Source organism: Microbacterium aurantiacum, assembly GCF_031625015.1.
Taxonomy (GTDB): domain Bacteria; phylum Actinomycetota; class Actinomycetes; order Actinomycetales; family Microbacteriaceae; genus Microbacterium; species Microbacterium aurantiacum.
Map to the genome: position 1 here is coordinate 629,138 of NZ_JAHWXH010000001.1, position 25,178 is coordinate 654,315.

A 25,178-nucleotide genomic window follows, 5' to 3' on the forward strand; every position below is an offset into this window, starting at 1 on the left:
TCAGGAGATGTCGCCGCGCCAAGCGCCGGTCTCGCCGCCGCGCGACTCGATGAACTCCTTGAAGTTCTTGAGGTCCTTCTTCACCGCGTGGTCGTCGAGTCCGACGAGGGCGCCGATCTTCTCGGCCACGCCCTCGGGCTCCCAGTCGAGCTGCACGGTGACGCGCGTCTCGTTGTCGGAGAGTCGGTGGAACGTCACGACGCCCGCGTGGTGCGCTTCGCCCTCGACGGTCGCCCAGGCGACACGCTCGTCCGGATGCTGCTCGCTCACCTTCGCGGTGAACTCGCGCTCCGCGCCGGCGATCTCGACGACCCAGCGCAGGGTCTTGTCGTCCAGCTGGGTGATCGACTTCACGAAGCTCAGGAACCGGGGGAACGTCTCGAACTGCGTCCACTGGTTGTAGGCGGTGGACACGTCGACGTCGACATCGACGGTTTCGATGATCTGGGTCATTGCGTGACCTTCCTCTCGTTGGGAGTTGCCATGCTCCCCCCTGCTCCGGCCGTCACGCAGGGGGTTGCCTTCCCCCGCCGCGCCTGTTATCGGGCTCGCCGATGCGGATCGGCGCTAGCGCACGGCGACCCGGCGGGCAAGCCCCTCGGCACTCGCGGCGACAGTGCCGAGAGTGGGCGAAGAGGAAAGGAGCGACGCATGAGCGACCCCGATCAGAACGAAACCCTCACCTCCGCGATACGCGGAACCGATGCGACCGCCGACGACGGATGGGACGCCGCCCAGCAAGACTGGGAAGCCTCTGACCGCGACATCCGGCAAGCCCCCGCCGACGATGCCACAGCCACAGGCGCCGACCCCGCCGAGCTGTCGTCTCCCCTGGACGAAGTGCCCGCCGAGGACCTCCCCGGCACGAGCGCGCTGCCCGAGTCGCAGGGCGCCGATCCGGCAATGATCGACCTCGGCCCCGACGGCGAGGGCGATCTGACGCCCGGCGACGACATGCGCTGAGCGCGCACCCCGACATCCGAAGATCCCCGAAAGGAGTCATCATGACCCACCACGACCGCCCCGAAGACCACCCTTCCGGCGACCACAGCGCCGACGGCTACGACAGCGGCACCGGAGACCCCGGCACCGACCGCGCCTCGATCGCCGAGACGCCGCCCGAGGACGTCGCCGGTCACCCGAGCCAGGCCGAGGGCGAAGACCCCGATGCCACGGTCCAGGGAGAAGACCCGGACCTCGGCGTCTGACGACGGCCGACAGAGCCCGGGCGGCCCCCGCGTCTCACGGACGTCCGGGGGCCGCTCCGGCGCTCGGCGTGGTCGCGGTGTCCACGCGCACCACGAGCGATGCGGCGTATCCGGCTGAGGCGTCGCCCGTGACCGTCGCCATCTGCAGCGCCCCTCCGTCCTCGCCGAAGACATTGTCGGAGGTCAGGCTCACCCCGGTCAGGTTCCTCGCGGATCCGTCGTACGCCGGCAGGGCGTAGACCGTCTCGAGCATCGCCTGCGGGAGCGCGAGCTGCGATGTGGCGATGGCGTTTCCCGCATCGGTGATCGATGCGGCATCCGGATACACCTCGAAGTGGATGTGCGGCCACCGCCCCGCGTAGCAGCCGGGGACGATCGTGGTGAAGGTGACCTGTCCGTTCGCGTCGGCGATCTGGACGCCTCGCAGCCACGTCTCACCCGTGACTCCGTCCGAGTACATCGAGTACCGCCCCTGCGCGTCGCAGTGCCACGCGTAGACCGCGACTCCGGCGAACGGCGCGTCGCCCGACGCGATGTCGGTGATCCGCAGGGTCACCTCCGCCGGGACCCCCTCGACGATCGCGGAGCTCCCGAGGCTCGTGCGCAGATCGCGGCGGATGATCCCGGACTGCTCCAGCACGTCCGGGCCGTTCGAGCCGTCACCCGGGTACGGTCCGGCGGTCTCGTCGGGGATCTCCCCGGCGGGGAGGGCGGCGGATGCGGATGCCGTGGCTGTCGGGGTGGGTGTGCCCGTCGTCGTGGGGGTCGCCGACGCCGACGGCGTCGCGGCCGAGGTCGCCAGCGGACTGCACGCGGCGAGCGCGACCGCCCCTGCCCCCAGGCCCACGATGCCGAGGATGCCGCGGCGGCTGACCAGCGTCCCGAGGTCGAAGCCGATGCCCTGGTCGACGACCTCGTCGTCGGGCCGCGCGAGCAGCCTTCCTTCGTAGGCTGGCCCGTCGGGGGTGACGTCGGGGTCGGGGAAGCGGGTCATCTCGGTCTCCTGTCGTCGGCGAGGACTTCAGGATGCGCGGCGGGATTGTCGACGCCGTATGACGGGCCTGTGCGCGGGCTATGGATGCCGGGCTGTGGGCGACGGCCCCCGCCGCCGCCCACAGCGGTCACCAGGTCGAGATGCGGTCCGACGGGGTCTCTCGTCCGCCGTGGGAGAGGATCGGCAGCGCCCGTTCGAGGGCGAGGTCGATGCGCTCGGAGACGCTGCCCTCTCGCAGCACGTAGCCGTCGAAGTCGGACGTGCTCGCGTACACCCCGAGCGGCAGCGTGAGCGCCTGGAAGAAGCCGAACAGCGGCCGCAGCTGGTGCTCGATGATGAGCGCGTGCCGCTCGCCCCCTCCGGTCGCCGCCAAGAGCACGGGGCGCCCGACCAGCGCGTACTGCTCGACGAAATCGAACAGGTGCTTGAAGAGGCCGGTGTACGACGCCCGGTAGACGGGCGTGCCCACGACGAGCAGGTCGGCGGTCTCGATCTGCTCGAGCGCGTCTCGGGCTTCGGGCGGGAGCGCGTCGCGGGTGAGCGCCCCGGCGAAGGCCGGGCCGATGGACGCCACTTCGATGAGGGAGCTCTCGACGTCGAGGTGCGCGCCGACGCGGCGGAGGATCTCGGCGATCAGAGCGGTGGTCTTGCTGGGCTCGTGCAGAGAACCGGACACGCCCACGACCCGCAGGGCACGGCGGGGCTCGAGGGCCGTCGGCGCGACCGGGGTCGCCGGCAAGGTCGGAGTCGTCGTCATGCCCCGACGGTACGTCCGGATGCCGCACCCGCGCGCGGTCGATGACACGGAACGTCGCAGAGCGACACGCAGCGTCATCCGGGACCACCACCGGTCTTTCAGCGGCCGGTAGCGAACAGGCAACCAGCCGTCAACCCCGAGGCTCGAGACACCCTGTCTGGTTATCGTCGGATCACACCGGAGAGCACGGAACGGTGCGGAAAGCGAGGGCGCGATGAGCATCATGTCGGAGGCTTCGACGGATCGCTTCGACGGGATCGGCTCCTACGCCGCCTCGCCCCCGCGGATGCCGGATGCCCACGTGGAACGTGTCGCCGACGACGTCTTCGCCGTCACCATCGCAGACGACGCCATCGGCTTCATCGAGGTGGCGGGCCGCATCTATGTCGCGTCCGTCGGACCACGGCGCGACCGCGCGCTCGAGTGCGCGCAGACCCACTCGCTCGGCTCGGCGGCGCGAGCGATCGCCGCGATCCACGGGGCCACCGTCGCCGACGCCGCGACATCGCAGGCGCGGCGTGTATCGCGCGCACTGTACCGCCCGCTCCCCTGCTGACGGCGCCGGACCTCGGCGACGCGGCTGACCCTGAGGTGACGGGTCGCGGCATCCGTCCGTCGCGTCAGCGTGACAGCGTGGCGAACTTCCGGATCGACAGCGGCACGAACACCGCGAGCAGCACGACGACGCCGATGATCACCGTGGCGATCGGATTCTGCGCCGGCCACGCGTCACCGACCGGGGTTCCCGGGGGGACGTTGCCGAAGAGCTCCCGTGCCGACTGCACGAGCGCGGACACCGGGTTCCACTCCGCGAAGATGCGCAGCGGCGTCGGCAGGTTCTCGCTCGGCACGAACGCGTTGGAGATGAACGTCAGCGGGAAGAGGATGAGGAACGACGCATTGTTGATGATCTCCGGGCTCTTCACAGACATCCCGAGGAACGCCATCACCCACGAGAACGCGTAGGCGAACAGCAGCAGGAGCGCGACGCCGGCGAGGAACTCGAGGAACGACGAGTTGACGCGCCACCCGACGAGCAGACCCGTGCCCATCATCACCAGCACGGACAGGGCGTTGATCACGAGGTCACCGTTGGTTCGCCCCACGAGTACCGCCGCACCGCTCATGGGCAGCGTGCGGAAACGGTCGATGATGCCGTCCTTGAGGTCCTGCGCCATCGCGGACCCCGAATAGGTCGAGCCGAACACCACCGTCTGGGCGAAGATGCCGGCCATGAGGAAGGACGTGTAGCCGTCGCCCGGGATGTCGATGGCGGCGCCGAAGACGTAGGTGAACAGCAGGACGAACATGATCGGCTGGATGAGCGAGAAGAGCAGGATCTCGGGCACCCGGATGATCTTCATGAGGTTTCGCCAGGTGGTCACCCACCCGTCGCTGAGGAACCTCGACAGCGGCGTGCCCGCTTGGGGACGGAGGGTCATCGACGACGTGCCGGCGGCGCCGGCAGTGGTCGTGAGGCGAGATTCGGACGTGCTCATGCCGCCGTCTCCTCGGTGTCGTTCTCGGCCGCGCGCCCGGTGAGCTGGAGGAACACGTCGTCGAGCGTCGGCCGCCTCATTCCGGCGTCGTGCAAGGCGATGCCGTCGCGGGATGCCGCAGCGACGATGGCCGCGAGCGCGGCGGGCCCGTCGTCGACGGGCACGACCCACGTGCGCCCTCCCGTCAGCACCGGTGCGCCCGATCCGTGCGCGGCGAGGATCGCGCGCACCGCCTCGCCGTCGGCGTCGTCGACGAGGGTCAGCGCCACGCGCTGCCCGCCGACGGACGCCTTGAGCTCGTCGGCGGTGCCCTTGGCGATGACCTTGCCGTTGTCGATGACCGAGATCGAGTCGGCCAGCCGGTCGGCCTCTTCGAGGTACTGCGTGGTCAACAGCACCGTCGTCCCGTCGGAGACCAGGGTCTGGATGACGTCCCACAGGCCGAGGCGGCTGCGCGGGTCGAGGCCCGTGGTCGGCTCGTCGAGGAACAGCACGGGCGGGTTGATCACGAGCGCACCGGCGAGGTCGACCCGACGGCGCATGCCGCCGGAGTAGCCCTTGACCGGGCGGTTCCGCGCCTCGATGAGGTCGAACAGCTCGATCAGCTCCGTGGCCCGCTGCCGCGCGACGCGCCCCCCGAGGTGGTAGAGCCTGCCGACCATCACGAGGTTCTCGAAGCCGGTGAGGTTCTCATCCACGGCGGCGTACTGCCCGCTCGCGCCGATCATCCGGCGGATGCGCTCCGGATCGGCCAGGACGTCGACGCCGTCGATCGTCGCGGTCCCGGCATCCGGCTTGATGAGGGTGGTGAGCGCCTTGACCGTCGTGGTCTTCCCCGCCCCGTTCGGACCGAGCAGCGCCGTGACGGTTCCGCGCGGCACATCCAGGTCGAGCCCGTCGAGCGCGCGCACGACCGGCGCACCCTTCGGCGTGTAGGTCTTGACGAGCCCTCGGGCTTCGATGAACGCCATGCGCGTGATGGTACTCCCGGCTGCCGACACGAGGGTTACGGCCCGGTTTCCTCGCGCTCATAACCGGATGCTCGCGCACCGCGCAAGACCCTTCCCCACGGCATCCGTCGACGACAGGCTGGGGGACACGCTGCAGAGAGGAACCCCCATGACCACGCACACCGTCGGCTACTTCGTCGGAAGCCTGTCGTCCACGTCGATCAACCGCACCCTCTCGAAGGCGCTGATTCGTCTTGCGCCGCCGGAACTGGAGTTCCGCGAGATCCCCATCGGCGACCTGCCCCTGTACAGCCCGGATTTCGACGCCGACTACCCGCCCGTGGCGACCGCCCTGAAGGATGCGATCGCCGACTCGGATGCGGTGCTCTTCGTCACCCCCGAGTACAACCGCTCGATCCCCGGCGCCCTGAAGAATGCGATCGACTGGGCGTCGCGCCCGTGGGGGGAGAACTCGTTCGACCACATCCCCGCCGCCGTCATCGGGGCCTCCATCGGACAGATCGGCACCGCCGTCGCGCAGCAGAGCCTCCGCGGCGTGCTGAGCTTCTGCAACGCCCGCCAGATGACGAGCCCCGAGGCGTACATCACCTTCTCGGAAGAGAAGTTCGGCGCCGACGGCGAGGTTCACGACGAAGGGCTCGAGGGGTTCCTCCGCGACTACATGACCGAGTTCCGCGACCACATCGAGCGGGTCCTGACGGTCCTGCCCCGCGACTGAGGGAACGGATGCCGACGCCGCACGGCCCGACCGTGCACCTCCAGCGGGCGCGGGTCACCGCCCGGGACCGCCTCGCCGACCTCGACGCGCAGATCGCCGCACTGCGTCGTGCGCGCAGCGGCGAGTCAGACGACGACGAGCACGACCCGGACGGCGCGCCGCTCTCCGGGGAGTGGTCGCGGCTCGAGGGCTTGCGCGCGGACGTCGAGCGCGAGCTGTCGGACATCGACGCCGCATTCGCGCGGGTCGATGACGGGACGTACGGAATCTGTCTCGTCTGCGGACGGGCGATCCCGGTGGGGCGCCTCGAGGTGCGCCCCACCGCCGATCGCTGCGTCGCCTGTGCGAGCGCGCAGCGCTGACCGCCGCCTGCCCAAGACGCGTGACGAGCCGCACGTGTCGGCCCCGGCGCGCGGGCAGACAGCCCGGATATCCCGCGTTTTCGACACCGATCGCCCGCGCCGACCGCGCCGACGGCGGTTCGTGACGGTGCGTTACGCCCGGCGTCGTCGCGTGACACCGGCCGCGACACGGCGGTCGTGAGTCGGCACGATGGCCGCATGAGCACGCACGGCAGCGCTTCCGAAACCGAGACCGCCGCCCCCGCGGGCGCGAAGCGACAGATCCGGTTCAACGCGTTCGACATGAACTGCGTCGCGCACCAGTCCTCCGGCCTCTGGCGTCACCCCGACGACCAGTCGCACCGCTACAAGGAGCTCACGTACTGGACCCATCTGGCCCAGCTCCTCGAGCGCGGCACCTTCGACGGCATCTTCATCGCCGACGTCCTCGGTACCTACGACGTGTACGGCGGCACGAACGAGGCCGCCATTCGCCACGGCGCGCAGGTTCCGGTCTCGGACCCGCTGCTCCTGGTCGGCGCGATGGCCCTCGTCACCGAGCACCTCGGGTTCGGCATCACCGCCGGCACCGCCTACGAACACCCCTATCCCTTCGCCCGGCGGATGTCGACCCTCGACCACCTGACGAACGGCCGCGTCGGCTGGAACGTCGTGACCGGATACCTCCCCAGCGCCGCGCGCAACATGGGCCACGACGACCAGCTCGAGCACGACGACCGCTACGACCACGCCGACGAGTACCTCGAGGTGCTCTACAAACTGTGGGAGGGCTCATGGGAGGACGACGCGGTCCAGCGCGACCGCGAGTCCGGCGTCTTCACCGACCCGGCGAAGGTGCATGAGATCGGTCACTACGGGAAGCACTTCACCGTTCCCGGCATCCACATCTCCGAGCCGAGCCCGCAGCGCTCTCCCGTGATCTACCAGGCGGGTGCCTCGCCGCGCGGCATCGCGTTCGCGGCCGACAACGCCGAGGCGATCTTCGTCGCCGCCCCCACCAAGGAGGTGCTGCGCTCGACGGTCTCCCGCATCCGCGACGCCCTGGAGGCCGCCGGCCGCGACCGCTACTCCGCGCGGATCTACACGCTGCTGACGATCATCACCGACGAGACCAGCGAGAAGGCGCACGCGAAGCACCAGGACTACCTGCAGTACGCGAGCCCCGAAGGCGCGCTGGTGTTCATGAGCGGATGGATGGGCGTCGACCTGTCGCAGTACGACCTCGACGAGCCGGTCGGCAACGTGAAGTCGAACGCGATCCAGTCGGTGATCGCGAACCTCGAGGAATCCGCTCGCCACGGCCAGGAGTTCACCGTCCGCGACATCGCCGAGCGCGGCGCCATCGGCGGACTCGGACCTCTCATCGTCGGGTCGGGCGAGGAGATCGCCGACACCCTTCAGGAGTGGGTGGAGGAGACGGATGTCGACGGCTTCAACCTCGCCTACGCCATCACCCCGGGCACGTTCGAGGACGTCGTGGAGCACGTGATCCCGGTGCTCCGCGCCCGCGGGGTCTACCCCAATTCGTACGCGCCCGGGACGCTCCGCGAAAAGCTCCACGGCCGCGGCGACCGCCTCCCGGAGGAGCACCGCGGCGCCCGCTACCGCGTCGGCGCGCGGGTGGGTGCGGGGGCCTGACCGGAGGCGGGGATCATGGGCGGCCGCTGTCGAGAACGCGGGAGATACAGGCGCCGGAGCGGTCTCCGCCCCGTTCCCGCGACGAGATCTCCCGCGTTCTCCACGGCTTCGGCCGCTACGAGGCGCCCGGGCAAAGAAAAAACCCCCGGATAACGGGGGTTTTTCTGGCGGTGACGGTGGGATTTGAACCCACGGTAGGGGGTTACCCTACACAACTTTTCGAGAGTTGCACCTTCGGCCGCTCGGACACGTCACCGCCGACCAGCTTACGACACACCGCCGGATGTCGCGAACTCGGACGCCCCGACCGCTCCGCCGGCGGCGTCCCGGGCCGCCGGCGGAGCGTCTTCGCGGGTGTCATCGCACCCGCGGGGACCCCGTGATCTGCTCTGCCCCCTGCGGAGCTGTCGCGGGGAACACGCGGAACCGGCGTCCCGAAAGCCGGTTCGGCGTGATGCGCACGAAGTCGTGCTTCGGCGTCGGAGAAGAGGAGACGAGATCGAGGATCCCGGACGCCTCGATCTCGTCGTCGCGGTCGAGGCGCGCCGCCTGTCCCCGCAGGACGACGCTCCAGCGGCATCCGTCATCGAGGCCGTCCGTCTCGAACGCCACCTGCGGCCGTGCGGCGAGCGCCGCGAGTTTGGACCCCGGGCCGGAGCGGACGTAAAGACAGTCGTCGTGGACGGTGAAGTCCACCGGATACAGGTCAGGTGCGCCGTCGACCGCGACGAGCGCCAGGCGTCCCACACCACCGCCCTGAAGCAGCGCCCAGCAGTCGCGTGCGCGCAGGTTCTCCACGGCGTGCGCAGCGAGGCGGGCAGGCGGCGGCGCGGCGGTGATGGCCGCGCGGGCGGCGGGAGGGGCGGTGCGGGTGGCGTCCATGGCGTTCTCCTCGCCTCGATCACAACACAGGACCGTGCTACCGGGAAGGGCCGAAGGTCCCCCCGCGCACCTGGGACCTTCGGCCCTCGGCAGGCGGATCCGCCGCGCGTAGCGTCGCGGACATGCGCACCATCACCCTCGGGTACGACGACGGCCCCGCCGCTCGAACCGCGCTGGACTGGGCCGCCCGTCGAGCCGCGCGTGACGGCTCCGAACTGCACATCACGACCGTCACGAGCCTCGTCGGCGCGGACGCGCGGCGCGTCGACAGGATGCTGCAGGACGCGACCCGCCGCGTGCACGACATCGCCCCGGGCGTCCACGTGGAACCCCACAGGATCGACGGATCGATGCCGAAGGCGCTTGCCGAAGACGCGCGCAGCGCCGATCTCGTCGTGGTCGGCATCCGCCGCGGCTCCCCGATGAAGGCGGTCCTGGCGAGCAAGCCCCTGCGGCTGGTCGCTCGCGCCCACGGGCCGGTGGCGTTCGTCCCCGAGGACTGGGCCCCGAACGACGAACCGGTCACGGTGGGGATCGACGACGACGCGTCGTCGCAGTCGGCGATCCTCCTGGCTGCGGCGGAAGCGGATGCCGCGGGCGCACCGCTGCGCGTCGTCCACGCGTGGTCGATGCCGGTGCCGACGCTGGAGGGGTCGGTCGCCCTGCTCTCCTCGCCCCTGCAGGTCAAAGACCAGCACCGGCGGATCCTGAAAGATGCCGTGCAGCGGGCGCGGGCCGCGGCATCCGGACTCCGGATCGAGGACGTCCTGGTGTCCTCCGCCCCGACGCCGGCGCTCGCGCATCAGGCGCCTCTGTCATCGCTCCTCGTCCTCGGCACGCACCGACGCGGGGTGGTCACCGGCGGCCTCCTGGGTTCGGTCGCGCAGGATCTGCTCGGACGCGTCTCGACGCCGGTCCTCATCGCGCCGAATCCCCGCTGACGACCCCGCCCCCGACCCCGCCCCCGCCCCGCCCCCGAACAGCGCGTCACCCCTGGCTAGACTCGCCCCACGAGGTCCCGACACGACACACGCCGAGACGCCGACGGGAGGCCGGGCATGGATGCCGCCGACACGAGCTTCTCCCAGCGACGCCTCGGCGACCTCCTCCGCGTGAGCAGCTCGGTCGTCGAGCACCTCGACCTCGAGGAGGTCCTCGGCCGCATCGTCGAGGCGGGGATGTCCCTGGTCGGCGCGCGATACGGTGCGCTGGGGGTGCTCGGCGACGACGGCATGCTCACCCGGTTCGTCCACCGCGGCATGCCGGTGGACACGGCACGTCGCATCGGCGATTTCCCGCGGGGCCACGGCATCCTCGGCGCGGTCATCGCCGCCTCCGAGCCCGTGCGTCTCGGCGACCTCGCCGCCGACCCGCGATCGGTGGGCTTCCCCGCCCACCACCCGCCGATGCACTCGTTCCTGGGCGTCCCGGTGCGCGTGCGCGACGCGGTGTACGGCGACCTGTACCTCGCCGAGGCGGATGCCGGGCGATTCACGGATGCCGACGAGAACCTCGTCGTGTCCCTCGCCGCGATCGCGGGGATCGCGATCGAGAACGCCCGCCTGTACGAGCGCGCCACGATCCGCGAGGAGTGGAGCGCCGCCATCGCGGACGTCATGGGCGCCCTCCTCGACGTGCGCGGCGACGACGCGCTGGAGGTGATCGTCGACCGGATCGCCCCGCTCGTCGACGCCGACCTCGTGACCCTCGCCGTACCCACGACGGATGCCGACACCCTCGGCATCGTCGCCGCCAGAGGTGCCGCCGCCGAGGCCCTCCTCGGCCGCGAGCACGACGTCAACGCCACCGCAGCGGGCCGTGCGATGACCTCGCGGCGCGCGGTGAGCGCGCCCACCCAGCCGGCGGATGCGGTGTTCCCGGGGCAGGCCGCCCAGGGACCGACCGTGGCCGTCCCGCTGCTCGCCGGCGACGAGGTCCTCGGCGTGTTGACCGTGTCGCGCGCTCCCGGGGCGGCGGCGTTCACCGACGCCGACCTGGAGATGGCGTTCGTTTTCGCCGGCCAGGCGGGCGTGGCGATCGAGGTCGTCCGCGGCCGGGACGACCGTCGCCGCCTCGAGCAGGCCGACGACCGCGCCCGCATCGCGCGCGACCTGCACGATCACGTCATCCAGCGCCTGTTCGGAGCGGGCCTGTCGCTGCAGGCCCTCGCCCACCGGCATCCAGAGGCCGCGGACGACCTCTCGACGCAGATCGACACCCTGGATGCCGCGATCCGCGAGATCCGGACCGTCATCTTCGCGCTCGGGAGCGCCGGCGGCGCGGGACGCGGGGGCGCCCGCGACCGCCTCCTCTCGGTCGCGACCGAAGCGGGGCGCCCGCTGGAGACGAGCCCGCGCGTGAGTTTCCGCGGCCCGGTGGACAGCCTCGTCCCCTCCGCCCTCGTCGACGAGCTCACCGGCGTCCTCCGCGAGGGACTCACGAATGTCGCGAAGCACGCGGATGCCCGGACCGTCGACGTCACCGTCTCCGCGGACGACGCCGGCGTCCACCTCGAGATCCGCGACGACGGGCGCGGCATCCCACCGCACAGCCGCCGGAGCGGGCTGGCGAACCTCGCCGAACGCGCCCGCCAGCGCGGCGGCGCCTTCGACGTCGCGTCGTCGGCGGCGGGCACGACGCTGCGATGGAGCGCGCCGTTCGGAGAACCGCAGACCGCGCCGGAGAGAGAAGAGAGCCCCCGATGACCCGTGTCTTCCTCGTCGACGACCACGAGATCGTCCGCCGCGGCATCGCGCAGCTCGTGGACGCCGAACCCGACCTCGATGTCGTCGGCGAGGCGGGCGACATCGCCGAGGCCCTCCGCCGCATCGAGGCCACCGCTCCTGATGTGGCCGTGCTCGATGTCCGCCTCCCCGACGGCAGCGGCGTGGACCTCTGCCGCGAGGTGCGGTCGCGGCATCCGCAGATCGCGTGCCTCATGCTCACCGCGTACGACGACGACGAGGCCCTGCGCTCGGCCGCCCTCGCGGGCGCGAGCGGCTATGTGCTGAAAGACATCCGCAGCGCCGCCCTCGTCGACGCGATCCGCGCGAGCGCCGCCGGACGCACCGTGCAGTCGGCGCAGGCGCTCCGCACCGCCGCGCAGGCCGCCGCCGCCCCGGTCACCGGGAGCGCACCGGCGTCACCGGATGCCGACCTCACCTACCGTGAACGCCAGGTGCTCGACCTCATCGCCGACGGCCTCACCAACCGCGAGATCGGCGAGCGGCTCGGGCTGGCGGAGAAGACGGTGAAGAACTACGTCAGCGGACTCCTGGCGAAGCTCGGGATGGTCCGGCGCACCCAGGCCGCGGTGTACGGCGCGGAGCACCGGCGCGGGATCTGACCGGCGCGGGGCTGAGTGTGGGGCGACCCTCACGGCTGGCGCCGGAACGACCTCCACGGCGCATCCGGTCCGTCCCGGGAGAAGACGATGCGATCGTGCAGGCGCGACTGCCGTCCCTGCCAGAACTCGATCTCCGTCGGCACCACGCGGTAGCCGCCCCAGTGCGGCGGGCGCGGAACGGTCTCATCGTCCGGGAAGCGAGCGGATGCCGCATCCATCCCCGCCTCCAGCTTTGCGCGCGAAGCCACCGGTTGCGACTGGTCGCTCGCCCACGCCGACAGCTGCGATCCCCGCGGCCGGGAGGCGAAGTACGCGTCGTCACGGTCGGCGTCGAGGGGAGTCGCCTCGCCGAGCACGATGATCTGGCGCTGCAGCGCGTACCAGGGGAAGAGGAGCGAGACGCGGGGGTTCTCGGCGAGCGCGCGCCCCTTCCGCGAGGTGCGGTTGGTGAAGAACCACAGCGCCCCGTCGTCGTCGACCCCGCGGAGCAGCACGGTCCGGGAGGTCGGCCGGCCGGCTGCGTCGACCGTGGAGACGACCATCGCGTTCGGCTCGGGCAGGTCGGCGGCATCCGTCAGCCACCGGTGGAAGAGATCCGACGGGTCGGCGTCGCGGGCGTCGTCACCCAGCGCGTCGAGCGCGTAGTCGAGTCGGTGGGCCAGGGGATCCTCCGCGGTCATCCGGTACGCGTCCTTCCGGCCGACGCCACCGTCGGGCGCGGGTGCACCCCATCGTAGAGCGCGGTGCCGACGCCGGGGCCGACGCGGGCCGGGGAAGGACGTTCGTCCCGCCGCGGGCGCCCGTCGGCCCTGCCAGACTGGGGTCATGACTGTCATCGAGAACTCGAAGGTCACCGTCGTCGGAGCCGGCAGCGTCGGCTCCAGCACCGCGTACGCGGCGCTCATCCGCGGTTCGGCCCGCCACGTCGCGCTGTACGACATCGCCACCGAGAAGGTGGAGGCCGAGGTCCTCGACCTCGCCCACGGAACGCAGTTCACCGGCACGAGCGACATCACCGGCGGCAGCGACATCTCCGTCGTCGAGGGCTCGCACGTCGTGGTGATCACCGCCGGCGCCAAGCAGCACCCCGGGCAGACGCGCATCGAGCTCGCGGGCACGAACGCCGGCATCCTCGGGTCGATGATGCCGCAGCTGCTGGAGGTGGCCCCGAACGCCATCTACGTCATCGTCACAAACCCCTGCGACGTGCTGACGGTGCTCGCGCAGGAGTCCACCGGGCTGCCGACCGAGCGGATCTTCGCCTCCGGCACCGTGCTCGACACCTCGCGCCTGCGGTGGAAGCTCGCCCAACGCGCCGGGGTGTCGACCTCCAGCGTCCACGCCTACATCGTCGGCGAGCACGGCGACACCGAGTTCCCGCTGTGGTCCAAGGCAACCATCGGCACCGTCCCGATCCTCGACTGGGTGACCCCGCGCGGCGACCGCATGACGGTGGAGGAGCTCGACAGCATCGCCGTCGACGTCCGCGACGCCGCGTACAAGGTCATCCAGGGCAAGGGTGCGACGAACTACGCCATCGGTCTCTCGAGCGCGCGCATCATCGAGGCGATCCTGAAGGACGAGCACGCCGTCATGCCGGTCTCGCCGGTCCTCCGGGGCTTCCACGGGATCGACGGCGTCGCCCTCTCCGTCCCGAGCGTCGTCAGCGCCGCCGGCGCCCGCCCCGTGATCGAGACCGCGTTCGCGCCGAACGAGCTCGAGCTGCTGCACCGCAGCGCCGAGGCGCTGAAGGGCGTCGCCGACTCGCTGCGCTGATCCGCGGCATCCGGCCGGTGTCGGGGGCGCCGCCTACGCTGAGGGGATGGCGACCAAGCGCACCCCGACCGCTCCCTACCGGTGCACCGAATGCGGGTGGACGACCGCGAAGTGGGCGGGGCGCTGCGCGGAATGCCAGCAGTGGGGAACGGTCGTCGAGGCCGCCGAGCAGACCGGCATCCTCCGCGCCGTGACGCCGGTCGCGCCTGGTGCGGCGCGCGCCGCCCAGCCCATCACGCGCGTCGAGACCTCCGACACCCCGCGGCGCACGAGCGGCGTCGGCGAGTTCGACCGTGTCCTCGGCGGCGGCATCGTCCCGGGGGCGGCGATCCTCCTCTCCGGCGAGCCGGGAGTGGGCAAGTCCACCCTGCTGCTGGAGGTCGCCGCGCAGTCCGCGCGCTCCGGGCGCCGCGTGCTCTACGCCAGCGCCGAAGAGTCGACGGCTCAGGTGCGTCTGCGCGCCGAGCGGACCGGCGCGCTCCACGACGAGCTGTACCTCGCGAGCGAAACCGACCTCGCGACGATCCTCGGCCACATCGATGAGGTCCAGCCGCAGCTGCTCATCGTCGACAGCGTGCAGACGGTCGCATCGGGGCTCTCCGACGGCATGGCGGGGCAGCCGGCGCAGGTGCGCGAGGTCGCCTCCACCCTCATCCGCATCGCGAAAGACCGTGGGCTGCCCGTCATCATCGTCGGTCACGTCACGAAGGACGGGTCGATCGCGGGCCCGCGCGTGCTCGAGCACCTCGTCGACGTCGTCTGCCACTTCGAGGGCGACCGGCAGACCTCACTGCGTTTCGTCCGGGCACTGAAGAACCGCTTCGGGCCCACGGACGAGGTCGGATGCTTCGACATGACCGGGGACGGCATCGCCGAGGTCCCCGACCCCAGCGCCCTGTTCCTGGGTCACGGCCAGCCCGAGCCGGGAACGTGCGTCGCGATCGCCCTGGAGGGTCGGCGTGCGATGCCGGTGGAAGTGCAGGCTCTCACCATCAGCACGGGCGCCCCGAACCCGCGCCGCATCGTCAACGGCGTCGATGCGGCGCGAGTGGCGATGGTACTGGCGGTGCTCGAGAAGAAGGCCGACATCGTCACGTCGAATCAGGACGTCTACGTCTCCACGGTGGGCGGCATCCGCTTCACCGAACCCGCCGCCGACCTCGCCATCGCGATCGCGGTCGCCGGAGCGGTGTTGAACCACGCCACCCCGCGAACCCTCGCCGCGGTCGGCGAGCTCAGCCTCGCCGGCGAGGTGCGCCCCGTCTCTCAGGCTCCGCAGCGGCGCGGCGAAGCGGCCCGCCTCGGCTACACCGACGTCATCGACAACCGATCCGGCACCCTGCGTGCCGCCCTCGGCGACGTGCGGCGGCGCGTGCGGGCCCGTCCCGGGGAAAACGCGCCGGGCTTCTGAGGCCCTGGCTTCCGGACTGGGCTTCAGAACGGCGAGACGACGAACAGCTCGAGGCCGCGGCATCCGTCCGGCAGGTATCCGTCGACGGCTGAGAACCCGCCGCCGAAGAAGACCTCCTCGCCGTCGACGTAGGTGTCGCCGCGCCAGACGAGGGCGTCGCCGTCCATCTCGGCGTCACCGGACGGGAACGTCAGCGCGACGTCCTCCCCCGCACCGGTCGGCGACTCGATGCGCACGCATCCGGCATCCGTCCGGAGGACACCCGAGATGAGCGCGTCCATCCCGGCGTCGGGGCGAGGGTGGATGCCGAGCGGGCCGTCGGAGGGAACCGCCGCGCCCCCGCATCCGGCGAGGAGGAACACGCCGCCGGCGACGGCGAACGCCGCAATGCGCCGGCTGAGAAACATCGGGGTGGGATCAGCGCCGCGCGCGATAGCGACGACGACGCTGGCTCGGCAACGTGCCCAGGGCGATCGGCACGGCCAGACCCGCGGCACAGACGATGGCCACCATGAGGAACTCCACCCCGCGAGAGTAGGCAACCGCGGCGCGATTGTCGAGTCCGGCGCGCGAACATGACGTCCGCGGCGCCCTCCGCTCAGGCGTCGAGGGCGGCCAGGAGGTCGGCCGGCGCCGCCTGGAGCGGGTGCGGGCCGGCGATGTCGAAGAACACCGTCGTGATGACCTCGCCGTGGGTCGCGAGGAAGTCGCGCAGCCACAGCGGCGAGTGCAGGCCGACGTGCGGAGGGAGGGTCGCAGGCTTGTGCGTCGCGTCGCTGAAGAGGAGGAGCGCGACCTCGCCCGTGGCGGGGTCGCGGTAGGTCCAGACCTCGCCGGAGTCGCGCGGGTCGTCGCGGGATCCCGGACGCAGGAGTGGCACGACGGTCGGACCGTGGCGGAGGGCGAAGGCGACCGCGGCCATGTCCTGCGTCTGCAGGGCGTCGGTCAGCTGCGTGTTGCGGAACTCGGCCGAGACGTCCTTCGGCTTCTTCTTCTTGGCCATCCCCCCAGCGTAGACGGCGCGCGGGCGGGCCCTCCGGGGGTGGCGACCGTCAGTAGAGCAGGAATTGCGCCGAGTCGGTCGACGGGATGCCGCCGATCTCGACGTCGAGGTGGTACGACGCCCCTCCCGCGGGTGCCTGGGCACGATCGGTGTCGCAGGTGTCCTGGGCCGACCGCGTGCGGTCCCATGCGACGGGCTCTGCGGAGGTGACCGTCTGCCCGGCGGCGAGGAGCACGACCATGTTGCTGGGCTCGGCCTGGCAGTCGGTCGATCGCCACCAGACGTCCTCGCCGCTGGAGACGGTGAACACCTGCGCGCTCGTGCCGACATTCAGGATGCAGTCGTCACCGGTGTTGGTGAGGCGGATCGACAGCTGCGGCTGCTCCCCCGACCCGTAGGCGTCGCGATCGGTGACGGCCTCGACGGTGACGTTGCGGGCAGCGCACGCCGGGGCGACCGGCGTGCCGGACGGCGTCGGGGTGGCCGCGGGATCCTCCGGAGCGGCGGTGGAGTCCTGTGCGTTGGATTCGGGAGCGGGGAGCGCGTCGGCGCCGTCGACGGACTCGCTCGCGGCGGGATTCTCCCCCGCGGATGCCGCGCCCTGCCACGGCTGCGCAATAAGGAGCCAGACGACCGCGACCACCGCGACGAGCGCCAGGAGCACGACCAGGCGCCGCCGGCGGTAGACCGCGGGCGACGGACGCTTCCGAGGCTGCGAACCGCTCATGCCCTCCAGCGTAGGTCGGTCGGGCGCGGCATCCCGCGCGGCGCGCGGCCGGCTGTCAGAGGCGCTTCAGCATCCGCGTGTTGCCGAGCGTGTTCGGCTTCACATGCGCGAGGTCGAGGAATTCCGCCACACCTTCATCGGGGGAACGGATGAGCTGCGAGTACACGTCGGGGTCGACCACCTGCTCGCCGATCGGGGCGAACCCGCGGCGCTGGAAGAACTCCACCTCGAAGGTCAGGCAGAACAGCCGCGTGATCCCGAGCGTGCGCGCCGCGTCCTCGAGCTTCTCCACGATGACGCGGCCGACGCCGCGGTGCAGCCACTCGTCGACGACGATGAGGGTGCGGATCTCACCGAGGTCCTCCCACATGACGTGCAGAGCGCCGCATCCGATGAGGGTTCCGTCCTCGTCCTCCGCGACGACGAACTGCTGCACCGCCTCGTAGAGCACCACGAGATCCTTGCCGAGGAGGATCCGGCGCTGCACGAACGGCTCGAGCATGCGCTGGATGCCGCGGACATCGCGCGTCGTGGCCGGCCGGACCGTGAAGTCGCTCATCCACCCAGCCTACGGTCCGCGTGCGCCGAACGAGGAAGGGGCGGATGCCGCAGCATCCGCCCGTTCCCGTGTCAGCGTGTCAGTCGCTCGTGATGGCGAGATCCGGCGTCACGGCGATGTCGGGGTTCGTGCCGACGCCGATCGCGACGCGATCACCGCGCGGGCCGTGCTCGAACGCGAACTCACCGTTCTCGACGTCGACCTTCACGTGGTCGCCGGGCTCGAGCTCACCGTGCAGGATCTTCTCGCTGAGGCGATCCTCGATCTCGCGCTGCATCGCACGACGCAGCGGCCGAGCGCCGAGGGCGGGGTCGAAGCCGATCTCGATCAGCTTGTCCTTCGCGGCGTCGCTGATCTCGACCGTCATGTCACGGTCGAGCAGACGCTCGCCGAGTCGTTTGGTGAACAGACCCACGATCTGGCGCAGCTCGGGCTTGCTCAGCTGCGGGAAGACGATGATGTCGTCGACGCGGTTCAGGAACTCGGGCTTGAAGTTGCGCTTGAGCTCCTCGTTGACCTTGCCCTTCATCCGCTCGTAGGTCGTGCCCTGGTCGCCCTCCACCTGGAAGCCGACGGGGCCTCCGGCGATCGCCGACGAGCCGAGGTTCGTCGTCATGATGATCACGGTGTTCTTGAAGTCGATCACGCGACCCTGACCGTCGGTCAGGCGCCCCTCTTCGAGGATCTGCAGCAGCGAGTTGAAGATGTCCGGGTGGGCCTTCTCGATCTCGTCGAACAGCACCACCGAGAACGGCTTGCGGCGCACCTTCTCCGTCAGCTGGCCGCCCTCTTCGAACCCGACGAATCCGGGAGGGGCACCGAACAGACGCGACACGGTGTGCTTCTCACCGAACTCCGACATGTCGAGCGAGATCAGCGCACCCTCGTCGTCGAAGAGGAACTCGGCGAGCGCTTTGGCGAGCTCGGTCTTTCCGACGCCCGTGGGGCCGGCGAAGATGAACGAGCCCGAGGGACGCTTCGGGTCCTTGAGGCCCGCACGCTGGCGGCGGATCGTCTTGGACAGCGCCGCGATCGCCTCTTCCTGGCCGATGACGCGCTGGTGCAGCGCCTTCTCCATGAAGACCAGACGGCTGGACTCCTCCTCGGTGAGCTTGAACACCGGGATGCCGGTCGCCTGGGCGAGCACCTCCGCGATCAGCCCCTCGTCGACCACCGCGTGGGTGGCGACGTCACCGCTGCGCCACTGCTTCTCCAGACGCAGACGCTCGGCGAGGAGGGACTTCTCCTCATCACGCAGCGACGCGGCCTTCTCGAAGTCCTGCTCCTCGGACGCGACTTCCTTCTGCTCGCGGACCTTGGCGATCTTCTCGTCGAACTCGCGCAGCTCCGGAGGGCTCGACAGGATGCTGAGGCGGAGGCGGGCGCCGGCCTCGTCGATCAGGTCGATGGCCTTGTCCGGCAGGAACCGGTCGGAGATGTAGCGGTCGGCGAGGTTCGCGGCCGCGACGATCGCACCGTCGGTGATCTGGACCTTGTGGTGCGCCTCGTAGCGGTCGCGCAGACCCTTCAGGATGTTGATGGCGTGGGGGAGGCTCGGCTCGGCCACCTGGATCGGCTGGAACCGACGCTCGAGCGCGGCATCCTTCTCGAAGTGCTTGCGGTACTCGTCGAGGGTGGTCGCACCGATCGTCTGGAGCTCACCGCGGGCGAGCAGCGGCTTCAGGATCGACGCGGCGTCGATCGCACCCTCGGCGGCGCCCGCACCCACGAGGGTGTGGATCTCGTCGATGAAGACGATGATGTCGCCGCGCGTGCGGATCTCCTTCGTGACCTTCTTCAGGCGCTCCTCGAAGTCACCGCGGTAGCGGGACCCGGCGATGAGCGAACCGAGGTCGAGGGAGTAGAGCTGCTTGTCCTTCAGCGTCTCGGGGACGTCACCCTTCACGATCGCCTGGGCCAGGCCCTCGACGACGGCGGTCTTTCCCACACCGGGCTCACCGATGAGGACGGGGTTGTTCTTCGAGCGACGCGAGAGGATCTGCATGACCCGCTCGATCTCCTTCTCGCGCCCGATGACGGGGTCGAGCTTGTTGTCGCGGGCGGCCTGGGTGAGGTTGCGGCCGAACTGGTCGAGGACGGCCGAGCCGCCCTGGGGTCCGGATGCGCTCTGCTCGCCGGCGCCGGCGGCGACGCCCGCGGGCTCCTTGCCCTGGTAGCCGGAGAGGAGCTGGATGACCTGCTGGCGCACCTTGTTCAGGTCGGCGCCGAGCTTGACCAGCACCTGGGCGGCCACGCCCTCGCCCTCGCGGATGAGGCCGAGGAGGATGTGCTCGGTGCCGATGTAGTTGTGGCCGAGCTGGAGGGCCTCGCGGAGGCTGAGCTCGAGCACCTTCTTGGCGCGCGGAGTGAAGGGGATGTGACCGGTGGGCTGCTGCTGGCCCTGACCGATGATGTCCTGCACCTGCTCGCGCACGGCGTCGAGCGAGATGCCGAGGGACTCCAGCGCCTTGGCGGCGACGCCCTCTCCTTCGTGGATCAGGCCCAGCAGGATGTGCTCGGTCCCGATGTAGTTGTGGTTGAGCATCTTCGCCTCTTCTTGGGCGAGGACGACCACACGACGGGCACGGTCCGTGAATCTCTCGAACATCGGCTTCACTCCTTCGGGCTCAGGGCCACAGGGCGCACTTCCGGGCGCTTGTATCGAGGGTAACGAGCAGGCGGATGCCGCATGCCCGTGTTCGCCGTGGGCATACCGACGCGGGCGGATGCGGCATCCGGAGCTTGACTTCGTATCGAGAATCGATAAGTTAACGATTGTCGTTAATAACGTTCATCGATATGGAGGTGCAGCATGTCCTCGTCCGCAACACCCGGAACGCTCTCCCGAGCCGATCGCATCGGTGTCGTTGTGCTCGTCGGCGTCGGGCTCGTGCTGGCCGCGATCACGGTGGTCGGCGCGGTGATCCGGCTGATCGAAACCCTGGGCGGAGGTCGCATCGAGGTCCTCGCCGAGTTCGCCGGCACCCCCGCCGAAGCTCCCATCGGCGTCGACGGGGCGCCGGTGACGGTCGCTCTGGACACGGCGATCCTGAGCGTCTCCGACCTGCCGCTGGCTTCCGTGATCTCCCTGGTGATCCAGCAGGTCATCCTCGTGGCGGCGGTGCTCATCGTCGCGGCGATGCTGGGCCTTCTGGTTCTCGGCATCCTGCGGGGGATCGTGTTCAGCGCACGGCACACCGTCTACGTCGGGACGGCGTCGATCGCCGCGTTCTTCGGGATCGTGCTCTACCCGTTCTTCGGGAACATGGCCGCCAACGGCGCTTTCGCGGCACTGTCGGACGGCACGTTCGAGAACGTGATCCTGACGGTCCAGCCGCTCACCTTCATCGTCGCGGCGTTCGTCGCCGCGCTTGCCACCACCGTCTTCTCCGTCGGGGCACGGCTGCAGCGAGAGACCGAGGGCCTGGTGTGAGCCCCGCCGAGGACGAGGGTCCGAGCGGCATCCACTGCCGGCTCGACGAGCTGCTCGCCGACCGCGGGATGACCCTCACCCGCCTGTCGGAGCTCGTCGGGGTGTCGGTGGTGAACCTGTCGGTGCTGAAGAACGACCGGGCGCGCGCGGTGCGCTTCTCCACCCTCGCCGCCATCTGCCGAGCCCTCGACTGCGAGGTCGGCGACCTCCTCGCCCGCGCCTGACCCCCGGCGCCGGTTCCGTCGGTGGCGCGTTCCCCTTCCGTTCACTTGTCGCCTCTTGCGGGTGCGGGGGCCCGACACCCGCAAGAGGCGACAAGTGGACCCGGGCGATCGGAGGTCACGAAGACCGACGGCGGATCCCCAGCACGCGGGAGCGAACGCGGGCGATGAACGGGCCGCGAAGCGAGTCGAGGTCGCGCTTCGTCACGCGCATGATGCTCCAGCCGAGGTCCGCCAGCATCTCGAGGCGACGGATGTCCTTCGCCCACTGGGCGGCATCCGTCATGTGATGCTCCCCGTCGTACTCGAGGCCGAGCATGAGGTCGGGATACGCGAGATCGATGTTCGCGACCACCGCGCGGTCAACCAGAACGGGCCAGTTGAGCTCCGGCTCGGGAAGCCCGCCGTCGCGCACGAGGACTAGACGCATCCGCGTCTCCTGCGGCGACCATGAGCGGGTTCGGATGAACGGAAGCGCCTCGCGGATGCGGAGCACCCCGGGCCGCCTGCCCACCTCGGCCGCCCGCCGGAGCTCGTCGACGGTCGCGAGAGGAGGGGGGTCAGCATCCCGCTGGGGCATTCGCACCAGCGCATCGCCGAGAATCACCAGCTCGTCCTCCGAGAGCACCTGGCCCATCATCGCCCACGTCGATGCCGGCGACGTCAGTCGGATGCCGTCGACCGGCGCGGTGACGACATCCGCCCAGCCGGGGGCGATGGAGCGACCCCGGACGCCCCGCGTCCGCGATGCACGATCCGGGAGGAAGACGCCGACATCGAGAGGACTTTCGACGAAAGCGCCGCTCGCATCACGGCGCCGCATCAGCCCCGGTGGAATCGGGGCTCTCCAGAGAACGCAGGCGGTGGCGAGACAGAAGAACTGCGATGCCGGCATCACCTCGGCGTACTCCTGCACCCGACGGAACACCGATCCCGGCGCGTCGTCGGGATCTTCCGCGTGAAAAGTGCGCATTCCGCGGAACGGTGCGTGCAGATCGGACGCGCGCAGACGCGATGCGGGCACCCCAGCACTGCGCGCATCAGCGACGGAGAAGGGGGCCGGGATGCCATCGGGAAGCGGCGAGCGGTGCACCCCCTCACGCTGACAGCGACTACGCGCCCGCGGGCGCCCCGGGGTCGAATCGGTGTACAGTCCGCCGCGCGGCTCACCTGTGGAGGACCCTCACCCCCGCTCACTTGTCCCGATATGCGGGTGTCAGACCCTCGCACCCGCAGGAGGCGACAAGCGAGCGAGTCTGGCGCCCCGCCCGCGAGAAGCGACAAGTCAGCGGGGCTTCCGTTCACTCGTCGCCTCTTGCGGGTGCTGCCGCCTCGCACCCACAAGAAGCGACAAGTGAACGGGCGGCAGGGCGGGCGGGCTAGTTCGAACCCAGGATGGGGGTGCGGGCGTCGGCGAACTCGGGCGAGCCGGTGATGACGAGCTCGACGCCGTCGTCCGCCTCCACCCCGTCCACAACGAGCACGGCGGCGCGCGGAGCCATGTCCATCGTGCAGACCTGGTCGGCGGGTGGCTCCTCGACGGTCGCGGTGACTTCGGCGGGGCCCGTCGCCACGACCTCCTGGAACACCGGCGGGCAGCTCGACGAACCCCAGGTCAACAGCACGAACTGGCCGTCGGTTCCGGTCCAGCCCGCGCTCGGCGCGTACTGCGTCTCACCCCCGGGGCCGGCGAGCCCGGTCACCCCGTCGAGCTCGACCTCCCCCTGGTACCCCTCGCCGGTGACCACGATGTCGAGGTCCTCGGCGGGATCGACCCCCTCGGGAACGCCCACGAGACTCACGCGCGGCACGAGATCCCGCGTGCACGCGGTGTTCTCCGGTTCGACGAGCGTCACCGTCAGCACACCGTCCGCGAACGTGGGCTCCTCGGCCATCGGAATGCACGTCGACGAGCCGTGGGTGACGATGCCGATCGACCGGCCGTCGTCGAGCCACGCGGCGTCGACCTCGACCGCGACCGGCGCCGACGCATCCGGGGCCGGTGCCGGCTCCGTCGTCGCACCCCCGGTGCCCCCGGTTCCCGCCGGCGTTGCACATCCCGCCAGCGCCAGGGCAAGAGCCGCGGCCACCCCGAACCCGGAAAGGACCATCCGCCGTCGCGTCATCTCGTTCGCCTCTCGATCGCGCCGGATGCCGCGGCCGCGGCATCCTCCTCTAGAAGGTGTCACCCGCCGCCGGATCGTCTCACTGCAGTGCGGAGGTCAGTCGGGCGAGGTTGTCGAGGACGGTCGAGCGCAGCGGCTGTCGCATCCACTCCTCGAGGGTGAGCTCCCGCGAGAGCGAGCGGTAGGTCGCCTCGACCTTGCGCATCTCGTCGATGAACTCCTCGCCGCGCACGAGCATGGAGATCTCCATGTTCAGACCGAACGAGCGCATGTCCATGTTGGACGAGCCGATGATCGCGACCTCGTCGTCGATCGTCATGGACTTCGAGTGCAGGATGTACGGCTTCTGGTACATCCAGATCTTCACGCCCGCGCGGAGCAGCGCCTCGTAGTAGCTGCGCTGCGCGTGATAGACGAGGGCCTGGTCGCCCTCCTCCGACACGAAGAGCTCGACGTGGATGCCGCGCTGGCACGCCGTGGTGACGGCGAGGAGCAGCGCCTCATCCGGGACGAAGTACGGGCTGACGATGATGATCTTGCTCTGGGCGGCGTAGAGGAGACCCGCGAAGAGCTTGAGGTTGTTCTGGAATTCGAATCCGGGGCCGGAAGGGATGATCTGGCAGTCGAGGTCGCCCGGTCCCGACTCGACCGAGAACAGGTCGATCTCGTCGGTGAGGATCTCGTCGGTCTCGCTGTACCAGTCGGAGAGGAACACCGCGTTGATCGAGGCGACGACCGGTCCTTCGATGCGCGCCATGAGGTCGACCCAGTGCAGCCCGCGCTTGATGTTCTTCGGCAGGTTGTAGGTGGAGTCGGTGACGTTCTGCGATCCGGTGAAGGCGACGCGACCGTCGACGACCAGGAGCTTCCGGTGGTTGCGGAGGTCGGGCCGCTGATACTTGCCCTTGAGCGGCTGCACCGGGAGCATGAGCTTCCAGTGCGCGCCCATCGCGTCGAGCCGTCGAAGGGTCTGCTTGTAGAACGGCTTGCCCCGGTTGGCCCAGTGGTCCAGCAGCACGCGCACGACGACGCCGCGCGCGGCGACCTCCTCCAGGGCGCGGAAGAAGTTGTCGGTCGCGGCATCGGACTGGAGGATGTAGAACTCCACGTGCACGTAGCGCGTGGCCTCGCGGATCGCGTCGGCCATCGCGTCGAGGCTTTCCTGGTAGTCCGCGATCAGCGTCGCACCGTTGTCGCCCGCCAGCGGCATGGCGCCGAGGTTGCGGTTCAGCGTGACCAGCGAGGTGAACCAGTCCGGCGCATCAGGCCGGAGTGTGCCGAAGTCGAGCGAGGCGCTCGTGTCGTGGATGTACTCGTTGATGTCGCGCTGCTTGCGGCGGCGCTTGCGCGGAAGCCGCGGGTTGCCGATGAGGAGGAAGAGGAACACCCCGACCAGCGGGATGAAGTAGATCGCGAGGAGCCACGCCATCGCCGCCGTCGGGCGCCGATTACGGGGGACGATGATGATCGCGGTGACGCGGATGACGATGTCCACGACGAAGACGACGATGACCCACCAGGTCGCGTCGATCGTGACGTTGATCACC

28 protein-coding genes and 1 tRNA gene are annotated in these 25,178 nt (G+C 70.3%); 13 read left to right on the plus strand and 16 right to left on the minus strand.

Features of this window, described 5'->3' with window-relative positions; genetic code table 11:
• Window positions 1-453 carry an SRPBCC family protein gene (locus tag KZC50_RS02905; RefSeq protein ID WP_310890561.1) on the minus strand — a complete coding sequence of 151 codons (453 nt, stop codon included), beginning with the start codon at window positions 451-453 and terminating at the stop codon, window positions 1-3.
• Window positions 454-651: 198 nt separating this feature from the next.
• Here KZC50_RS02905 and KZC50_RS02910 point away from each other — a divergent pair, with 198 nt between their 5' ends.
• On the plus strand, window positions 652-963 hold the full coding sequence (locus tag KZC50_RS02910) for a sugar ABC transporter ATPase (protein ID WP_310890562.1): 312 nt from the start codon (window positions 652-654) through the stop codon (window positions 961-963).
• 41 nt (window positions 964-1,004) lie between these two features.
• Complete coding sequence (locus KZC50_RS02915) at window positions 1,005-1,208, plus strand: hypothetical protein (RefSeq protein WP_310890563.1); 204 nt, start codon at window positions 1,005-1,007, stop codon at window positions 1,206-1,208.
• 34 nt (window positions 1,209-1,242) lie between these two features.
• On the opposite strand, the gene KZC50_RS02920 is transcribed toward KZC50_RS02915, so the two are convergent.
• Entirely contained in the window at window positions 1,243-2,202 is a 960-nt protein-coding gene (locus KZC50_RS02920) for an intradiol ring-cleavage dioxygenase (protein WP_310890564.1), read from the minus strand.
• Window positions 2,203-2,329: 127 nt separating this feature from the next.
• On the minus strand, window positions 2,330-2,959 hold the full coding sequence (gene msuE / locus KZC50_RS02925; RefSeq protein WP_310890565.1) for an FMN reductase: 630 nt from the start codon (window positions 2,957-2,959) through the stop codon (window positions 2,330-2,332).
• 214 nt (window positions 2,960-3,173) lie between these two features.
• Between msuE and KZC50_RS02930 the strand changes: the two genes are divergently transcribed.
• Entirely contained in the window at window positions 3,174-3,515 is a 342-nt protein-coding gene (locus KZC50_RS02930; protein WP_301131983.1) for a hypothetical protein, read from the plus strand.
• A gap of 64 nt (window positions 3,516-3,579) precedes the next feature.
• Here KZC50_RS02930 and KZC50_RS02935 read toward each other — a convergent pair whose 3' ends face one another.
• The gene (locus KZC50_RS02935; RefSeq protein ID WP_375294562.1) at window positions 3,580-4,458 is read right to left on the minus strand and encodes an ABC transporter permease; all 879 of its coding nucleotides are present in this window, start codon (window positions 4,456-4,458) and stop codon (window positions 3,580-3,582) included.
• Complete coding sequence (locus KZC50_RS02940; RefSeq protein WP_310890566.1) at window positions 4,455-5,429, minus strand: ATP-binding cassette domain-containing protein; 975 nt, start codon at window positions 5,427-5,429, stop codon at window positions 4,455-4,457. Before KZC50_RS02940 ends, KZC50_RS02935 begins: the two co-directional genes overlap by 4 nt.
• A 148-nt stretch (window positions 5,430-5,577) precedes the next feature.
• Between KZC50_RS02940 and KZC50_RS02945 the strand changes: the two genes are divergently transcribed.
• The 3 genes from KZC50_RS02945 (at window position 5,578) to KZC50_RS02955 (ending at window position 8,147) form a co-directional block, all read left to right on the plus strand.
• Window positions 5,578-6,147: an NADPH-dependent FMN reductase gene (locus tag KZC50_RS02945; protein ID WP_053546478.1), complete on the plus strand. Its 570-nt coding sequence runs from the start codon at window positions 5,578-5,580 to the stop codon at window positions 6,145-6,147.
• An 8-nt stretch (window positions 6,148-6,155) separates the two neighbouring features.
• The gene (locus KZC50_RS02950; protein ID WP_310890567.1) at window positions 6,156-6,509 is read left to right on the plus strand and encodes a TraR/DksA family transcriptional regulator; all 354 of its coding nucleotides are present in this window, start codon (window positions 6,156-6,158) and stop codon (window positions 6,507-6,509) included.
• Between the two features lie 198 nt (window positions 6,510-6,707).
• On the plus strand, window positions 6,708-8,147 hold the full coding sequence (locus tag KZC50_RS02955; RefSeq protein ID WP_310890568.1) for an LLM class flavin-dependent oxidoreductase: 1,440 nt from the start codon (window positions 6,708-6,710) through the stop codon (window positions 8,145-8,147).
• 165 nt (window positions 8,148-8,312) lie between these two features.
• Here the strand turns inward: KZC50_RS02955 and KZC50_RS02960 are convergent.
• Both KZC50_RS02960 and KZC50_RS02965 read right to left on the minus strand, forming a co-directional pair.
• A tRNA-Ser gene (locus KZC50_RS02960) sits at window positions 8,313-8,403 on the minus strand.
• A 101-nt stretch (window positions 8,404-8,504) separates the two neighbouring features.
• The gene (locus tag KZC50_RS02965; protein WP_310890569.1) at window positions 8,505-9,029 is read right to left on the minus strand and encodes a pyridoxamine 5'-phosphate oxidase family protein; all 525 of its coding nucleotides are present in this window, start codon (window positions 9,027-9,029) and stop codon (window positions 8,505-8,507) included.
• A 122-nt stretch (window positions 9,030-9,151) separates the two neighbouring features.
• On the opposite strand from KZC50_RS02965, the gene KZC50_RS02970 reads away from it, so the two are divergent.
• The 3 genes from KZC50_RS02970 (at window position 9,152) to KZC50_RS02980 (ending at window position 12,375) form a co-directional block, all read left to right on the plus strand.
• A complete protein-coding gene (locus KZC50_RS02970; RefSeq protein ID WP_310890570.1) occupies window positions 9,152-9,970 on the plus strand; it encodes a universal stress protein in 819 nt (272 codons plus the stop codon).
• Between the two features lie 117 nt (window positions 9,971-10,087).
• The gene (locus KZC50_RS02975) at window positions 10,088-11,734 is read left to right on the plus strand and encodes a sensor histidine kinase (protein ID WP_310890571.1); all 1,647 of its coding nucleotides are present in this window, start codon (window positions 10,088-10,090) and stop codon (window positions 11,732-11,734) included.
• Window positions 11,731-12,375, plus strand: a complete 645-nt coding sequence (locus KZC50_RS02980) for a response regulator (RefSeq protein WP_301131967.1) — start codon at window positions 11,731-11,733, stop codon at window positions 12,373-12,375. Before KZC50_RS02975 ends, KZC50_RS02980 begins: the two co-directional genes overlap by 4 nt.
• Window positions 12,376-12,404: 29 nt before the next feature.
• On the opposite strand, the gene pdxH is transcribed toward KZC50_RS02980, so the two are convergent.
• Window positions 12,405-13,055, minus strand: coding sequence for a pyridoxamine 5'-phosphate oxidase (gene pdxH / locus KZC50_RS02985; RefSeq protein ID WP_310890572.1), 651 nt, complete (start codon window positions 13,053-13,055; stop codon window positions 12,405-12,407).
• A 145-nt stretch (window positions 13,056-13,200) separates the two neighbouring features.
• On the opposite strand from pdxH, the gene KZC50_RS02990 reads away from it, so the two are divergent.
• Both KZC50_RS02990 and radA read left to right on the plus strand, forming a co-directional pair.
• A complete protein-coding gene (locus KZC50_RS02990; RefSeq protein ID WP_310890573.1) occupies window positions 13,201-14,151 on the plus strand; it encodes an L-lactate dehydrogenase in 951 nt (316 codons plus the stop codon).
• Between the two features lie 46 nt (window positions 14,152-14,197).
• Window positions 14,198-15,562 carry a DNA repair protein RadA gene (radA, locus tag KZC50_RS02995; protein ID WP_053546516.1) on the plus strand — a complete coding sequence of 455 codons (1,365 nt, stop codon included), beginning with the start codon at window positions 14,198-14,200 and terminating at the stop codon, window positions 15,560-15,562.
• Window positions 15,563-15,585: 23 nt separating this feature from the next.
• Here the strand turns inward: radA and KZC50_RS03000 are convergent, their stop codons facing one another.
• From KZC50_RS03000 to KZC50_RS03020, 5 genes are all read right to left on the minus strand, one after another.
• On the minus strand, window positions 15,586-15,969 hold the full coding sequence (locus tag KZC50_RS03000; protein WP_310890574.1) for a hypothetical protein: 384 nt from the start codon (window positions 15,967-15,969) through the stop codon (window positions 15,586-15,588).
• 191 nt (window positions 15,970-16,160) lie between these two features.
• Entirely contained in the window at window positions 16,161-16,565 is a 405-nt protein-coding gene (locus KZC50_RS03005) for a dehydrogenase (RefSeq protein ID WP_310890575.1), read from the minus strand.
• 49 nt (window positions 16,566-16,614) lie between these two features.
• Window positions 16,615-17,292: a hypothetical protein gene (locus tag KZC50_RS03010; protein WP_236967849.1), complete on the minus strand. Its 678-nt coding sequence runs from the start codon at window positions 17,290-17,292 to the stop codon at window positions 16,615-16,617.
• Between the two features lie 55 nt (window positions 17,293-17,347).
• A complete protein-coding gene (locus tag KZC50_RS03015; RefSeq protein ID WP_301131960.1) occupies window positions 17,348-17,851 on the minus strand; it encodes an amino-acid N-acetyltransferase in 504 nt (167 codons plus the stop codon).
• A gap of 79 nt (window positions 17,852-17,930) precedes the next feature.
• A complete protein-coding gene (locus KZC50_RS03020) occupies window positions 17,931-20,459 on the minus strand; it encodes an ATP-dependent Clp protease ATP-binding subunit (RefSeq protein ID WP_053546806.1) in 2,529 nt (842 codons plus the stop codon).
• Between the two features lie 204 nt (window positions 20,460-20,663).
• Between KZC50_RS03020 and KZC50_RS03025 the strand changes: the two genes are divergently transcribed.
• Together KZC50_RS03025 and KZC50_RS03030 are read left to right on the plus strand one after the other, a co-directional pair.
• On the plus strand, window positions 20,664-21,284 hold the full coding sequence (locus tag KZC50_RS03025; protein ID WP_310890576.1) for a hypothetical protein: 621 nt from the start codon (window positions 20,664-20,666) through the stop codon (window positions 21,282-21,284).
• Window positions 21,281-21,508 (plus strand): helix-turn-helix domain-containing protein, encoded by a 228-nt coding sequence (locus tag KZC50_RS03030; RefSeq protein ID WP_053546524.1) that lies wholly within the window; start codon window positions 21,281-21,283, stop codon window positions 21,506-21,508. The genes KZC50_RS03025 and KZC50_RS03030 overlap by 4 nt, the downstream gene beginning before the upstream one ends.
• Window positions 21,509-21,623: 115 nt before the next feature.
• Here the strand turns inward: KZC50_RS03030 and KZC50_RS03035 are convergent, their stop codons facing one another.
• From KZC50_RS03035 to cls, 3 genes are all read right to left on the minus strand, one after another.
• The gene (locus tag KZC50_RS03035; protein WP_156305092.1) at window positions 21,624-22,478 is read right to left on the minus strand and encodes a hypothetical protein; all 855 of its coding nucleotides are present in this window, start codon (window positions 22,476-22,478) and stop codon (window positions 21,624-21,626) included.
• Window positions 22,479-22,884: 406 nt separating this feature from the next.
• Entirely contained in the window at window positions 22,885-23,631 is a 747-nt protein-coding gene (locus KZC50_RS03040) for a hypothetical protein (protein WP_310890577.1), read from the minus strand.
• A 79-nt stretch (window positions 23,632-23,710) separates the two neighbouring features.
• A complete protein-coding gene (gene cls / locus KZC50_RS03045; RefSeq protein WP_310890578.1) occupies window positions 23,711-25,177 on the minus strand; it encodes a cardiolipin synthase in 1,467 nt (488 codons plus the stop codon).
• Between the last annotated feature and the right edge of the window lies 1 nt (window position 25,178).

Coding starts and splice junctions, on each gene's coding strand:
- KZC50_RS02965 (WP_310890569.1), bottom strand. CDS start 9,029: ATGGACGCCACCCGCACCGCCCCTCCCGCCGCCCGCGCGGCCATCACC.
- KZC50_RS02950 (WP_310890567.1), top strand. CDS start 6,156: ATGCCGACGCCGCACGGCCCGACCGTGCACCTCCAGCGGGCGCGGGTC.
- KZC50_RS02940 (WP_310890566.1), bottom strand. CDS start 5,429: ATGGCGTTCATCGAAGCCCGAGGGCTCGTCAAGACCTACACGCCGAAG.
- KZC50_RS02980 (WP_301131967.1), top strand. CDS start 11,731: ATGACCCGTGTCTTCCTCGTCGACGACCACGAGATCGTCCGCCGCGGC.
- KZC50_RS03015 (WP_301131960.1), bottom strand. CDS start 17,851: ATGAGCGACTTCACGGTCCGGCCGGCCACGACGCGCGATGTCCGCGGC.
- KZC50_RS03020 (WP_053546806.1), bottom strand. CDS start 20,459: ATGTTCGAGAGATTCACGGACCGTGCCCGTCGTGTGGTCGTCCTCGCC.
- KZC50_RS03000 (WP_310890574.1), bottom strand. CDS start 15,969: ATGTTTCTCAGCCGGCGCATTGCGGCGTTCGCCGTCGCCGGCGGCGTG.
- msuE (WP_310890565.1), bottom strand. CDS start 2,959: ATGACGACGACTCCGACCTTGCCGGCGACCCCGGTCGCGCCGACGGCC.
- KZC50_RS03005 (WP_310890575.1), bottom strand. CDS start 16,565: ATGGCCAAGAAGAAGAAGCCGAAGGACGTCTCGGCCGAGTTCCGCAAC.
- KZC50_RS02930 (WP_301131983.1), top strand. CDS start 3,174: ATGAGCATCATGTCGGAGGCTTCGACGGATCGCTTCGACGGGATCGGC.
- KZC50_RS02975 (WP_310890571.1), top strand. CDS start 10,088: ATGGATGCCGCCGACACGAGCTTCTCCCAGCGACGCCTCGGCGACCTC.
- KZC50_RS02955 (WP_310890568.1), top strand. CDS start 6,708: ATGAGCACGCACGGCAGCGCTTCCGAAACCGAGACCGCCGCCCCCGCG.
- KZC50_RS03035 (WP_156305092.1), bottom strand. CDS start 22,478: ATGCGCACTTTTCACGCGGAAGATCCCGACGACGCGCCGGGATCGGTG.
- KZC50_RS02945 (WP_053546478.1), top strand. CDS start 5,578: ATGACCACGCACACCGTCGGCTACTTCGTCGGAAGCCTGTCGTCCACG.
- KZC50_RS02990 (WP_310890573.1), top strand. CDS start 13,201: ATGACTGTCATCGAGAACTCGAAGGTCACCGTCGTCGGAGCCGGCAGC.
- KZC50_RS02905 (WP_310890561.1), bottom strand. CDS start 453: ATGACCCAGATCATCGAAACCGTCGATGTCGACGTCGACGTGTCCACC.
- KZC50_RS03010 (WP_236967849.1), bottom strand. CDS start 17,292: ATGAGCGGTTCGCAGCCTCGGAAGCGTCCGTCGCCCGCGGTCTACCGC.
- KZC50_RS03040 (WP_310890577.1), bottom strand. CDS start 23,631: ATGACGCGACGGCGGATGGTCCTTTCCGGGTTCGGGGTGGCCGCGGCT.
- KZC50_RS02935 (WP_375294562.1), bottom strand. CDS start 4,458: ATGAGCACGTCCGAATCTCGCCTCACGACCACTGCCGGCGCCGCCGGC.
- radA (WP_053546516.1), top strand. CDS start 14,198: ATGGCGACCAAGCGCACCCCGACCGCTCCCTACCGGTGCACCGAATGC.
- KZC50_RS02970 (WP_310890570.1), top strand. CDS start 9,152: ATGCGCACCATCACCCTCGGGTACGACGACGGCCCCGCCGCTCGAACC.
- pdxH (WP_310890572.1), bottom strand. CDS start 13,055: ATGACCGCGGAGGATCCCCTGGCCCACCGACTCGACTACGCGCTCGAC.
- KZC50_RS03025 (WP_310890576.1), top strand. CDS start 20,664: ATGTCCTCGTCCGCAACACCCGGAACGCTCTCCCGAGCCGATCGCATC.
- KZC50_RS02920 (WP_310890564.1), bottom strand. CDS start 2,202: ATGACCCGCTTCCCCGACCCCGACGTCACCCCCGACGGGCCAGCCTAC.
- KZC50_RS02915 (WP_310890563.1), top strand. CDS start 1,005: ATGACCCACCACGACCGCCCCGAAGACCACCCTTCCGGCGACCACAGC.
- KZC50_RS02910 (WP_310890562.1), top strand. CDS start 652: ATGAGCGACCCCGATCAGAACGAAACCCTCACCTCCGCGATACGCGGA.